The 12,840-nt window shown below is 57.5% G+C and carries 13 protein-coding genes; 4 read left to right on the top strand and 9 right to left on the bottom strand.

Translation table 11 applies throughout. From position 1 onward, the window contains the following. The first annotated feature begins 17 nt into the window (after window positions 1–17). The 3 genes from SD70_RS09895 (at window position 18) to SD70_RS09885 (ending at window position 3,244) form a co-directional block, all read left to right on the top strand. Complete coding sequence (locus SD70_RS09895) at window positions 18–1,355, top strand: extracellular solute-binding protein (RefSeq protein ID WP_156157953.1); 1,338 nt, start codon at window positions 18–20, stop codon at window positions 1,353–1,355. A 94-nt stretch (window positions 1,356–1,449) separates the two neighbouring features. Continuing rightward, entirely contained in the window at window positions 1,450–2,319 is an 870-nt protein-coding gene (locus SD70_RS09890; protein ID WP_041047418.1) for a carbohydrate ABC transporter permease, read from the top strand. A gap of 25 nt (window positions 2,320–2,344) precedes the next feature. Further along, on the top strand, window positions 2,345–3,244 hold the full coding sequence (locus tag SD70_RS09885) for a carbohydrate ABC transporter permease (RefSeq protein WP_394297949.1): 900 nt from the start codon (window positions 2,345–2,347) through the stop codon (window positions 3,242–3,244). Window positions 3,245–3,275: 31 nt separating this feature from the next. Here the strand turns inward: SD70_RS09885 and SD70_RS09880 are convergent, their stop codons facing one another. Then, window positions 3,276–4,148, bottom strand: a complete 873-nt coding sequence (locus SD70_RS09880; RefSeq protein ID WP_041047417.1) for a helix-turn-helix transcriptional regulator — start codon at window positions 4,146–4,148, stop codon at window positions 3,276–3,278. A gap of 152 nt (window positions 4,149–4,300) precedes the next feature. Between SD70_RS09880 and SD70_RS09875 the strand changes: the two genes are divergently transcribed. Further along, window positions 4,301–5,686, top strand: coding sequence for an MFS transporter (locus SD70_RS09875; RefSeq protein WP_082053240.1), 1,386 nt, complete (start codon window positions 4,301–4,303; stop codon window positions 5,684–5,686). A 14-nt stretch (window positions 5,687–5,700) separates the two neighbouring features. Here the strand turns inward: SD70_RS09875 and SD70_RS09870 are convergent, their stop codons facing one another. The 8 genes from SD70_RS09870 to SD70_RS09835 form a co-directional block, all read right to left on the bottom strand. Next, entirely contained in the window at window positions 5,701–6,690 is a 990-nt protein-coding gene (locus SD70_RS09870) for a phosphotransferase family protein (RefSeq protein WP_041047416.1), read from the bottom strand. Between the two features lie 239 nt (window positions 6,691–6,929). Then, window positions 6,930–7,274, bottom strand: coding sequence for a hypothetical protein (locus SD70_RS09865; RefSeq protein WP_041047415.1), 345 nt, complete (start codon window positions 7,272–7,274; stop codon window positions 6,930–6,932). 107 nt (window positions 7,275–7,381) lie between these two features. Then, window positions 7,382–9,040 (bottom strand): b(o/a)3-type cytochrome-c oxidase subunit 1, encoded by a 1,659-nt coding sequence (locus SD70_RS09860; protein ID WP_052487231.1) that lies wholly within the window; start codon window positions 9,038–9,040, stop codon window positions 7,382–7,384. A gap of 17 nt (window positions 9,041–9,057) precedes the next feature. Then, window positions 9,058–9,546, bottom strand: coding sequence for a cytochrome c oxidase subunit II (locus tag SD70_RS09855; protein WP_041047414.1), 489 nt, complete (start codon window positions 9,544–9,546; stop codon window positions 9,058–9,060). Window positions 9,547–9,578: 32 nt separating this feature from the next. Further along, window positions 9,579–9,803, bottom strand: coding sequence for a cytochrome c oxidase subunit 2A (locus tag SD70_RS40275; RefSeq protein WP_156157952.1), 225 nt, complete (start codon window positions 9,801–9,803; stop codon window positions 9,579–9,581). 235 nt (window positions 9,804–10,038) lie between these two features. Then, on the bottom strand, window positions 10,039–11,154 hold the full coding sequence (locus SD70_RS09845) for a PAS domain-containing sensor histidine kinase (RefSeq protein WP_041047412.1): 1,116 nt from the start codon (window positions 11,152–11,154) through the stop codon (window positions 10,039–10,041). Then, window positions 11,147–11,797 (bottom strand): response regulator transcription factor, encoded by a 651-nt coding sequence (locus tag SD70_RS09840; protein WP_041047411.1) that lies wholly within the window; start codon window positions 11,795–11,797, stop codon window positions 11,147–11,149. Before SD70_RS09840 ends, SD70_RS09845 begins: the two co-directional genes overlap by 8 nt. Window positions 11,798–11,984: 187 nt before the next feature. Continuing rightward, window positions 11,985–12,449: a GAF domain-containing protein gene (locus tag SD70_RS09835; RefSeq protein WP_052487230.1), complete on the bottom strand. Its 465-nt coding sequence runs from the start codon at window positions 12,447–12,449 to the stop codon at window positions 11,985–11,987. Between the last annotated feature and the right edge of the window lie 391 nt (window positions 12,450–12,840).

Below are 12,840 nucleotides of genomic sequence, written 5' to 3'. Positions count from 1 at the left end.
AGGAGGGGGCTACCATCATGATGAAAAAACTTACCGTCGTTCTTTCGTCCGTCCTTGCTTTGTCGACATTGCTCGCGGCATGCGGCGAGAAGCAGGGCGGCGACAACACATCGGCCGGTGCGGCCAAGAGCGGCGCGGGCAGCAGCAAAATCAAACTGTCGATCTGGCACAATTTCTCGGGTGACGACCTGAGAGCGAAAGCCGTTCGGGCGCAAATCGAAAAATTCAAGCAGGCGAATCCCGAGATAGAGCTTGACGCGCAAGCGATTCCGCCGGACGGCTACCGCCAGCGGCTGAAAACGGTTGCTGCGGCCAACGAAATGCCGGACGTCTTCTTTACCCAATCGGGCACATCGATTAAAGAATATTACGAAGGCGGGCTCCTCCAGCCGATCACCCCGCTTCTCGACAAATATCCGGACTGGAAAAACAACTTTTTCCAGGGCGCGTTCGATCCGTTATCGTTCGATAACAAAGTGTACGCCACCCCGCTCAGCGCGTCGGCGACATCGCTGTTTTTCTACAACAAATCGCTGTTTGACAAGTACAACGTGAAAGTGCCGAAAACGTGGGACGAGCTGATGGCCGCCGTCAAAACGTTCAAGGACAACAACATCACGCCGATTTCTTTAGGAAATAAAGCGGCTTGGCTCGCGCAGTCGAGCATTCTCAGCTCGTTGGCCAACCGCGTTACCGGCACCGAATGGTTCCTGAAAGCGGCCAAGCAGGACGGAGCCAAATTTACGGATCCGGAGTTCGTGCAGGCGCTCACCTACTTCAAAAGCTTGGCCGACGCCGGCGCTTTCCAGCAAGGCTTCAACAGCTTGGACAACACGCAGATGGAGCAATATTTCGTTCAGGGCAAAGCGGCGATGATGATCGACGGAGCTTGGGCCTTGACGAATATGGCGGCTTCCGGCACAAAAGAGCAGCTCGACCAGGTCGAAGTTACCGTGCTTCCCGCGATTCCGGGGGGCAAAGGCGATCCGAACACAATTTCGGGCGGTGCAGGCGGCGGTCTTGCGCTCAGCAAAAATGTAACCGGCAAAAAGCTCGATGCCGCGCTCGAACTGATTTACACGGTAAGCGGTCCGGAAGGGATGCAGGCGATCGCCGAAAGCAATTCGCTCGTCAACTACAACGTCAAAATCGATCCGGCCAAAGTGACTCCTTTGTTCTACAAAGCCTATACGCTTACCCAAAACGTCAAGTTCACTCCGGTCTATGACGCCGTCTTAAGCTCGGCCGGAGCCGAAGCGATCAACAACGGACTGCAGGAGCTTCTGATCGGCGGCAAGCCGGAAGATATCGCGAAAAAGCTGCAGGACGCGCAAGCCAAATCGATCGGCAAGTAACCAGCAAACGTCACTCTGTTGCGATACCGGCCTCTATTCAGGAAAAGCCGGTATCGCATTTCAATTCCCGCTGGATAAGTAAAGGAGGCTAGCAATGGCTGCTGCGAGCCGATTGAGAAGTTTCATCCTGGTAGGCCTGCTGCCCGCCTTGTTGCTCTATTTGATTTTCGTGCTCGTTCCGATCGTCTGGTCGGCTTTTTACGGCTTTTACGAATGGAAGGGCATCGGCGCGGCGAAATTTCTCGGCTTGGCCAACTATACGGAAGCGCTGCGCGATCCGATTTTTTGGAAAGCTTTGAAAAACAACTTGATCATCGTCGCCGCTTCGATATTCGGGCAAATTCCGATCGCTCTCGTGCTGTCGCTTGTGCTTTGGAAAAGCTCGTGGTTCCACCGGTTTGTCCGCTCCGCCGTGTTTATGCCGATGGTGCTCGCTTCCGTCGTTATCGGCATTATGTGGGGCTATATCTATCATCCGCAGATCGGGATCGTCAACTATGTATTGGACAAAGCCGGGCTGCACTCCTGGATCCGGGATTGGCTCGGCGACCCGAAAATCAACATGTACGCCGTTTGCGCCCCGATTATTTGGGCGAACATCGGACCATATATGATTCTGTTCATTGCGGCCATTCAAAACATCTCCTCGGAAGTGGAAGATGCCGCCAAAATCGATGGCGCTATCGGCTATAAGCGATTGTACCTGATTGTGGTCCCGATGATTTGGGACACGATCAAAGTGGCGATCGTCCTGTGCATTTCCGGCAGCTTGAAGGCGTTCGACCTCATCTATGTCATGACCGGCGGCGGACCGGCCCAGTCCACGGAGCTGCTGGCCACTTACATGTACAACAATACGTTTAACATTTTCCGGTACGGCTACGGTTCCGCGGTATCGACCCTGATCATCGTCATCAGCATGAGTTTGGTGCTCGGCAGTCAGCTGTTAATGAAACGAAAATAGAACCCGGAGGAAGGAGGAGACGAACTTGGAGACGACGACGCCCACAAGGGCGACAACCGGCGAATTCAAGCCAGGCGCGGGCTTCGGCACATTATTCAAGCTGCTTAGGCGCGTCAGGTCGTGGGCAGGCAACGCTTTTCTCGCCGCCTACGCAGTCGCCACGCTTTATCCGCTCATTTGGCTGTTCATCAGCTCGTTCAAATCGAATCAAGATTTTTTCGGAAAACCGTTCGCTTTGCCGTCGACGTGGCAGTTCGAAAATTATGCGAAAGCCTGGAAAGTAGCCGGAATCGGCACGGCGCTGGGGAACTCGGTGATCGTGACGTTCCTCTCGCTCGCCCTCACGCTTCTGGCTGGCACGCTTGCCGCCTACATTTTGTCGCGCCTTTCGTTTCGGCTGAAAGGGCTCGTGATGGCGCTCTTTGTTCTCGGGATGCTCATTCCGATTCACAGCACGCTTGTTCCTTTATTTATTATGATGAAGAAAATCGGGATTCTCGATACGTATGCCGCGCTCATTTTGCCGTATACGGCGTTCGAGCTGCCTGTCGCGATATTCGTCGTCGCTGCCTACCTGACATCGGTGCCAAAAGAAGTGGAGGAGGCGGCGATGATCGACGGCAACGGGTACTGGGGCATTTTCTTCAGAGTCATTTTCCCGCTGTCCGTACCGGCTATGGCCACCGTTGCCATTTTGGCGTTCCTCCGCTTTTGGAACGACTTCGCCTTCGCGCTCGTTTTCATTAACAAACAGGCGCTGAAGACGCTGCCGCTTAGCTTGGCGGTATTTTCCGATGGCTTCGGCACGGATTACAGCTTGACGATGGCCGCCATGTCCATTGCGGTCATTCCGACCGTCGTCATTTACCTCGTCTTCCAGGAACAAATTATGAAAGGCATGGTCGCCGGCGCCGTGAAAGGGTAGCTGGTATGTTCAGACAAAATGCCGCCAGGGATCAATGTCCCGGGCGGCATTTTGTTTGCTCGTCTGCTTCCGCAAGCAGCCGTTTCATTTTGTCGGCCGTGCCGTAGTCGTCGAGCGGCGTATTTACCATTACTTTCAGATCGGGGGCATCGTTCACCTGGAACGTAATGTGCTCGAAGGCGAGCTCGCCGGCAGCCGGGTGGTGCAGCAATTTGCGGCCTTCCGGGGCGCCCAGCACGTCGTGCCGGGGCCACCATGCCCGAAATTCGGCGCTCGCCTCGTGCAGCCCGGCGATGAGCTCCGTCCACCACGGGTCGCCGACGAATCGGCCGTATCCGGCGCGAAACTGGGCGAGCCGGCGCCGGGCATGGGCTTCCCAATAGTCCTGCAGCAGCTCGCGGATGAAGGGCGAGGTGAAGGTGCGCCATACCGTATTTTTTTCTTTCTCGGGCATCGAGCCGTAATCGCCGAACACGAGGGCGGCGGCTTTGTTCCAGGCGACGACATTGAGCCGGACATCGGTAACGAGCGCCGGCGCCGTGCCAAGCAGGTCGAGAACGTTTTGCAGCGTCTCGCTGATGACGGGCGAAGAAGGCGCGGTTTCGGGAGGCTGCTGCCCCAAGGCAAGCAAAAATAAATGCCTCCGTTCGTTCTCATTAAGCTGCAGCGCCCGGGCAACGCTTTCCAGCACTTGCACCGACACTTGAATATCCCGCCCTTGCTCGAGCCACGTATACCAATCGACGCTTATGCCGGCAAGCGCTGCAACTTCGCTGCGCCTTAGCCCCGGCGTGCGCCTCCGTTCGCCTGCCGGCAGCCCGGCTGCCACAGGCGCGAGGCGCGTGCGGCGGCTGCGCAAAAAATCGCCCATTTCGCGGCGGCGGTCGATGTTCGTAAGTTCCATAAGTCAATATCCTCCGTGCGGTTGGCCAGACTGGGAGCGGCGCTCCTAGGATAAACTCGCCTCTCGTTGCGATGCTGGTTTCATTATACACTAACCGGCGTGAGGGTGTACGCCGCTCCAATCAACCACTTTCGCGCAAAGGAGCGTATGTCATGGAACAAACAACATCGCCGCTGCAAACGGCATTCGCCGGACGGAAAAAGAAAACGCTGACGATCGCCGGCCTATCGCTCGGCTACTTTATGGTTATGCTCGATATGACGGTATTGAACGTCGCTCTTCCCGCCATTCGCCATGACCTCGGCGGCGGCTTCGCCGGCATGCAATGGGTGGTCAACGCCTATACGATTGCGTTCGCCTGCTTGCTTCTAACGGCCGGCGCGCTCGCCGACAGGCTTGGCGCCAAACGGCTATTTGTCGCCGGACTTGTACTATTTCTCGCTGCCTCCGTACTGTCGGCCGCATCCCCGTCGCTCGGCGTCTTGATCGCCTGCCGGGCGCTGCTCGGTGTGGGCGGTGCTGCGCTCGTGCCGGCTTCGCTGACGCTTATCGCGCACCATTTTCCCGCTGCGGCGGAAAGAGCGAGGGCGCTCGGCGCTTGGGCCGCCGTATCCGGAGCCGCCTTGGCGGCGGGCCCTGCTGCCGGCGGCTTGCTGGTCGATACGCTGGGATGGCGCACCATTTTCCTGCTGCAAGTGCCGGTAGCGCTTGTCAGTATCGGTATCTCCCTTGCCGTCTTGAGCGAGACGGCTCGCCGGACGCAGCGCGGGTTCGACTTCGCGGGCCAATTGTCCGCTATCGTTGCCGTGGCCGCTCTGACGTACGCCTTGGTGGAGGGGGAAGCGAGTGGATGGGGGGCTCCGCCGATCGTGATCGCCTATTGCGCCGCTGCCGTCGCAGCCGTCTGCTTTGTGCGGATCGAAGCGCGCGGCAAACAGCCGATGCTGCCCTTGGCGTTATTTCGCAATCCGGCTTTTTCGACCGCCATGGCGGCAGGACTGGCGGTCAACTTCGCGCTATCGGGCCTGTTGTTTTTGCTGACGCTGTATTTCCAGCAAGCAAGAGGCTACTCCGCTTTCACTGCCGGGCTCGCCTTCCTGCCGCTTACGGTTCCGACGGCCTTTAACCCGATGCTGACCGGGCGGATCGTCGGGCGCATCGGTGCGGCAGCCCCGGCGGCCTTTGGATTCGCGCTCATGGCCGCCGGCACGGTCATTCTATTATGGAGCGACGCGGACTCGTCCTATGCAATTACGCTGCTCGCGCTAGTGCTGACCGGATTCGGCGTCTCCTTCGCGATTCCGTCTCTCCTGGCCGCTGTCGTCGCCTCGGTGCCTAAGGAGCAAGCGGGCATATCGTCCGGAGCGCTCAATGCCAGCCGCCAGCTCGGCGCCGTGCTGGGCGTCGCCGTATTGGGCGCCGTCGCGAACGGATCGGACCGTTTCGTCGCCGGCATGCACGCTTCCTTGCTGGCGACGGCAGCCGTACTACTGGGCGGCGGCGTGCTGTCGCTTCTCTATTTTGGAAGAAGCTCATGAAGCTGGATGGCCGGTCAGTCTCCTTGGCACTCGGCTTGCACGGTTGCCGCTATGAGGCGCCGCAGGTCGTTAATCCGATTGGGCGTCTGAGCCATCGAGCCGTTCAGCATATCGCATAGGGCGATGAGATCGTCAAGCTTGGAAAGCAGTCTCCAATTGGACGGAAGTGTGCCGCCGTGTTCTATATACGCGCGGATAAAATGCCGCTCGAGCGCCGAATCGCGCGGTTCATAGCGCAGCATGTTGGCGATATCGACGAGCCCGCTGCCGGCAAAAGCGAACTCCCAATCGAGCACGGCCGAGACGCTGCAGCCGGACGAATCGCAGCGAACCAGTATATTTAAGCCGTTAAAATCGGAATGAACGAGCACCGGCGGCTCTTCGCGCTGTGAAATAAGCGGGCTGCAGCGCCGGCACATGGACCATACCGCCTGCTTCAGCTCTTCCCCGAGCCATACTCCGGACTGGGCTTCAAACAGGCTGTGCTCCATGAAGCTTAGAAAGTTGTCGGCGTCCATCGCAAAGGGGTGGGCGATGCTCAAATTTGGGCCAAAGAAGCCGGGAGCGGGGAATCGGTATGAATGGATTCGGGCCAGAACGGCTCCGGCAGATGCGGCGGCCGAAGCGATTTGTTCGGCATTGCCGGATCTGATGACGTCCCGAAGCAGCGCGCCTTCGCGCCATTCGACGACAGCCCACGGGCTCTTGTACCGCGTGCGGCTCCAGTCCGCGTATAGGATGTCGGGCACAGGGACGGTTCCCCGCAGCAAACGGGCAATATCGCGTTCTTTGGCGGCTACGTTCTCGTCGCCCCGGTACAAGCGCAGTACGTACGGCTCCCGCATTCCTTCCAGCTCAAGCTTATAGTTGGAATTGCTCAAGCCGATGCCGATCCGCTCGGCTGCGGTCACGCGCTTCCCGCGAAACAGAGGCGCAACCAGCTCGGCTATTTCCGGCAATTCCAGCGTTACAGGCGCTTCCGCCCGTTCCCAATTCTCTTTCAAAATTTTTCCTCCTCCGCCGGTATGGCTGCGACACACTCGGTGCGTGGACTGTCTAGCGATAACTGATTCGCCGTTTTCACTGCCCGTACCTGCCGTCAAACGAATATGGCATGTCATACGGAGGAGATCCGAGCGATGAAAAACAGCACTGGCGCTGGCCGCACGTTAAAAACGGCGGCTTTCGGCCATGAATCGGCCGTTGCCGCCGTGCTTAAGCTGCATCGATTTTAGGTTGCGGTTTATGATTTATGCACATACAGGTAGGGCACTTTCGACACGGTATACGTTCCTTCCAGCATAGCTTCGGATAGGATTTCTGCTTTGATAAGGGCGGTAATTTTCGCGCCGTCGACTTTGGATACGTTTTTCCACAGCTCCGGGTCCGGCAGCGAGTCGAACACCTTCTGATTGTCGTAGCTCTTTTTATCTTGATAGACGATCTTGAGTGTATAGTCGTTGATTTTGATGTCTGAAGAATCTTGGTACATCGCCACGATTTCCTTGCGCAGCTCTTCCAGCTCCTCTTCGATTTCTTTATGCCGCAGCTTCAAATCGCAATAGCGAACCAGCTTGTTATAGTCCATTCGCGCATCGACCGCCTTCTTCTAGCGTTTATGACATGCATATGCGGCGATGGGCGGGACTATACGAAAACTCCCGGCCGCTTGACCCACGGCCGGGAGTTTTTGCGTTACCAGGTTTTATACCCTGGCGAGCCGACACCGGTCTGAATCATTTCGACGACAGGGATCGTGTAGGCGACGAAGATGAGCACGACGGAAATGCCGAGCCACACGCCCCAGCGCTCGAACAGCTTCGGCGTCGGCTCCGCTCCGTCCAGCTCTTCGCCGATCGGGAATTCCTCATATCCCGCCGGAGCCTGGAGCAGCGCATAAATGTTGTAGATCATAAGCAGGACGCCGACAAACAGGATCATGCCGCCGATCGCCATCACCACTTCGTACGGGATCCAGCCCGACGCCTGCGCGTTGTCGCCGTAGGTCGTGTAAGCTGTGCGGCGCGGGGCGCCGAGCAGGCCAACGGTATGCATCGAACCGGACATGAAGAACATGCCGATCACCCAAATCCACGTCTGCCACAAGCCCAGCTTGTTAAGCCGCGGTGTCAATCTGCGGTTCGTGACTGCGGGAATGAGCCAGTAAGCAATCCCGAAAAACGTCAGCGCGACCGAAGTCGCCACAGTCAAGTGGAAGTGCCCGGTAATCCACAGCGTGTTGTGCACCACTTCGTCAAGCTGGTAGCTGGCGTTGATGACGCCGCCGGCTCCCGCCGGGATGAAGATCAGCATGCCCATGAACGGAGCGAAGAAACGAACGTCGTTCCACGGCAGCACCTTCAGCCAGCCGAACACCCCCCTGACCCCCTTGGCCCTGCCTGCCAGCTCGAACGTAGCGAACAGGGAGAACGCGGTCATGAGCGAAGGTACGACGACCATAAGCGTCAGCGCAACCTGGAGGAATTTCCAGAACTGCGAGATGCCGGGCTCCATGAGCTGATGGTGAAAGCCTACGGGAATCGAGAACACGAACAGCAGCAAGAACGACAGGCGGGCTAGCGCATCGCTGTAAATGCGGCCGCCGATTACTTTCGGAATGACGACGTACCAGCAAATGTAAGCCGGCAGCAGCCAGAAATAGACGAGCGGGTGTCCGAAATACCAGAACAGCGTGCGGCTCAGCAGCACATTGATCGTATCGACCCAGCCGAACGACCACGGGATGAGCTGGATAAGCACCTCCGCGGCGACGCCGAGCGTGGCGACTTGCCACAGCAGCATCGTGACGACGGACATGAACGAGAACAGCGGCGAACGTTCGCCGGGATGCGTTTTGCGCCAATAGTTGTATTGGTAAAAGATGCCGTAGCCGCTCAGCCAGGAGCCGACAACGACGAGCGCCAGAGCGACATAGAAATAAGGCGAAGCTTTCATCGGTGCATAGAACGTATAGAGCACTGTCGCTTTATTGAGCAGAATGAACACTGTGCCGACAGCCGTACCCATGCTCATGAGCAGAAAGCCGGTCCAGCCCAGCGCGAGCGTCGTCGGCAGCAGCCGTCCTGTCGTCTTGGCGACGCCCCCGTACAGAAAGCCGATAATGAAGTAGGTGGTAAAAATAAGCGCCATCAGGACGCCATGGGCCGTCAGCAGCTGGTAATACCCGATGCCGTGCGGCAGCGTAATCGTTCCGCCGCGCACCATCGCCTGCAATAGGCCGGCAATGCCGCCCAGCAGCAGCGCCGCGAAAGCGAACAGGACGTGCGCCAGAACGAGCTGGCCGTCGTTCTCGTGAAACGGCTTCCCTGCCGTTATCGAAGAAGTTGATATCATATTTGGTGCCCCCTGTATTATTTCACATTGATCGTCATTTTCATCATTTCATGGCCGGTGCCGCAATACTCGTTGCACAGCACGAGGAATTGGCCGGCTTTATCGAACGTGTGCGTCAACTCCGTCACTTCTCCGGGCTCGGCCATGAAGTTGACGTTCGTCCCCGGAATTTCAAAGCCGTGCACAACGTCCGAGCTTGTCACGATAAAATGGACCTTCGCTCCGTGCGGAATGTCGATCGTGTCCGGATTGTAGCCGAACGCATAAGCGATAAGCACGGCCTCGTATTCGTTGTCGCCGATTTGCTTCAGCCCGGGCTTGTCGAATGGCGCTGTCGTTTGCAGCTTCGTCGGGTCGACTTTGCCGTGATGCATATTTTCGTGGCTGGACGAAGACGGCGGGCTGATGCCCATAGCGAATGCGGCGACGCCCGTCAGCAGCAAGAAGATGAGCAGCATGGCGAGGCCGAAGCCGATCCAAATTTTTTCCAAACGATGAATGTGCATGAGCGTTTTCCCCCTGTACGATCCGAAATGGCTTAGTTGCGCGACAAAAACAGCGCGAGCACGAGCACCCAGCTGGCGATGATGAAGCCGCCGAGCAGCATGACCGCAATGAATGTGCCCTTTAAGGAGGGCTCCTTCGTTTCGGCCGTTTTGTCCCCGGGACGGCTCGCGGACTGGTTCTCCGCTGCGGAAGCCGGCTGGTTCCCGGCAGCGCTTCTCGTTCGGGAAGAAGTGAAAGTGTCCGTCATCTTGTTCATGTCCTCCTTGGTGCGCCGGTCCGGCGCGTTTTGTCGAATGGGTGTGATCTGGTATCATTGTAGCCGCTGCATTACGGGGCAACTGTGAGAAATCTCACATAGGCTGGTTTCAATTGTGAACCGTTTGTTACAAACAAAGAAGCCCGGGGCTAATCGCCCCGGACTTCCGCAGTCCGCGATATGCAAGAGATTATATAATTCCGCTGTTTTAGTCTTGCCGGGCAACGGCTCCGGATCAGCGGGCGTGTTTCGGCACCTTCAGTGCGACAAGGGTGCCGCGCCCCGGCTCGGATTGTACGGTAAGCTGCCCGCCAACGCTCTTCGCCCGTTCTTCCATACTGAGCAGGCCGACGCCTTTGCCTGCGCTTTCGCGAATGAAGCCGCGCCCGTTATCTTCGATCTGTACGATGGCGGCATCGCCTTTGTCGTATATGCGCACGAATGCTTCGTCCGTTTGCGCATATTTTGCCGTATTGGTAAGCGCCTCCTGAATCGTTCGGTATATGACCGTCTCGGTCTGGATATCGAGCCGGCTCCGCAGCTCGTTCTCGAAGCGGACGCGGATGCCGTAATGTTTGGAATAATTGTCGAGGAAGGTGCGGATGGCCGGAACAACGCCGAGATCGTCGAGAACGGAAGGGCGGATTTCCCAGGCGAGGCTTCGCACCTCTTCGATGATTCCGGATATGCCGGCGCGCAGATTTTGCAAATCGGTTCGCGGCTCTTCGCTCAAAATGCGGTCCATTTGGATGAGCAGCGAGTACAAGCTTTGCCCGATGCCGTCGTGCAGCTCCCGCGAAAACCGGCGGCGCTCCTCTTCCTGAATCCGCATCATATCGATCATAAGCTGCTGCAAGTCTTCTTCCACTTGCTTCAGCCGGGTCACCTCGTTGCGAATAGCCAAATATTGATAAGGCTTGCCGTTTTCGTCAAGGAAAGGCACGATCGTCGTATGCACCCAGTAAGGCGAGCCGTCTTTCGCGCGGTTTTTGATGTCGCCTTGCCATACGCTCCCCGATCCGATCGTTCGCCACAAGTCCCGCATGAAGCTCTTGTCGTGAAATCCCGAATTAATGACCCGGTGGTCTTGGCCGAGCAGCTCTTCCCGGGAAAAGCGGGAAATTTCGCAAAACTTGTCGTTGACATATTGGATGCGGCCTTGCCGGTCGGTCAATGCGACGATAGAGGACTCGTCCAGAGCGAATTTGACGTCCGCCAGCTGCTTCAAGGAGTTCCTCAGTTCATCCCGCAGCAGCGGGTCCATCGGTTCCGTCTCCAGCCGCGTAAGTAGCGCCGGCACGTTTTCTCCGATGACTTCGGGAGCCGGCCCTGGTCTCGGGTCGTTACTCAAAGTTCAACAGTCCTTTCTTCAAGGCGTATTTGACAAGGTCCGGGCGGGTCTTGATCCCAAGCTTCTCCATCAGATTCGCTTTATGGGATTCGACCGTCTTCACGCTGATGACCAGATGCTCGGCAATCTCTTTGTTGGAGTATCCTTTGGCCGTCCAGCTCAAAATCTCTTTCTCCCGGTCCGAAAGCGTCTCGAACGTGCCGCCGGCCTCCCCTTTTTTCATTCGATCCAAATATTCGCTCATGAGGCGCTTTGTCGCTGTCGGATATAAATAAGCGTTGCCTGCCGCAACGGATTGGATGGCGGAGACGAGTTCGTCGTGGGGGGCGCTCTTCAGAATGTAGCCCGCGGCCCCGGCGTGGATGGCGCGGAACAAGTATTCGTCGTCGTCGTGCATCGTCAAGATCAGAATTTGCACGTTCGGCTCCAGCTTTTTCAGCTCCGCCGTGGCCGTTAATCCGTCTTTGCCGTGCGGCATGTTGAGGTCCATCAGCACGACGTCCGGTTTCAGCTCCATCGCCTTCGCGATGCCTTCGTCGCCGTCGGCCGCTTCCCCGACGACTTCGATGCCGTGCTTGCCGTTCAGCAGCATCGCCATTCCGGAGCGGACAACCGAGTGGTCGTCTACGATTAACAGTCTCATGGCCTACCTCCGTTTGTGTCTGTTATGTACATAATAACATAAAAAAAGCTCCTATCGGAGCCAATTCGACGAGGCGCGACCGCGTTTAGCGGAAGCTTTTTATGCCGAATCAGGGAGCAACTCGGAGAAGTTTATACTTTCTGATTCGGTAAAAATGAACCCCATAGAGGGGTTCATTTTGGCAGGCTCAAGAAACGGACGGATTGCCATCCGATGGAGATAATGAGTCGGTGATCCGCTGCGCGGACTCGCAGAGCTTCTCCACGGAAGCAGCGTCATAGTCCCGCGGCGACCTTGCGCCTACAAGCAGCACGCCTTTGGAACCGCCCGCCGCGGGTACCGTCACCGGCACCGCGGCGGCGGCTTCGAGCCTTTCCGCTGAAAGCAGCGGCAAATCGTCCTTGCGCAAGTCGGAAGCGTAGCGATGGCGGCCCAGCACGACGGCGCGCCCGGTTCGCAGCGCAGAGCCGGCAATGCCGCGTCCGGATTTTATGACGAGCCCCTTATAGCGGCTGTTCAAATTGCCGGAAGCGCAGCTCCAGCGCCAGGACGCCTCGCCTTCAAGCGGGACCGCGAACGCTGCAAAATCGCTGCCCGTCTCCAGCCGCAGCCGGTCCAGTTCGGCAACCATCGCCGCAGCGCAGCCATCCATCGCTATCACCCCCTTCTGTTAAGAATATGACTCCGCTCCGGGCAAAAGCTTCCACGATTCATTGTAACTTGTTCAGGGCGAATCCGCATTCCGGGAACTCCATGAAATACGCCTCAGGGAATTCCCTATCGCCATAAGCGCAATTTTTCCCTATTGTAGCGCGATTCCCTGACGGGACGGTGTGAGAAACCTCACTAAAAGATCAGGGGAGCGGAGCGGCAAATTCCGGCGATCCCCCGATGGGAAGACTGGAAGCGGCAAGGTATGATGGAGACATCAAATCGGAACGAAGGGGAACGGAACATGACGATACAAGCGTTGGCAACGATGCCGGAATGCAATGCGGAAGGATGCGGAACGCGAAGGGGTGGGGCGCCGCGACGTTCGTTGC

This window comes from Gordoniibacillus kamchatkensis, assembly GCF_000829455.1.
GTDB lineage: Bacteria > Bacillota > Bacilli > Paenibacillales > NBRC-103111 > Gordoniibacillus > Gordoniibacillus kamchatkensis.
This window is presented reverse-complemented; position numbering and strand designations above follow the sequence as displayed.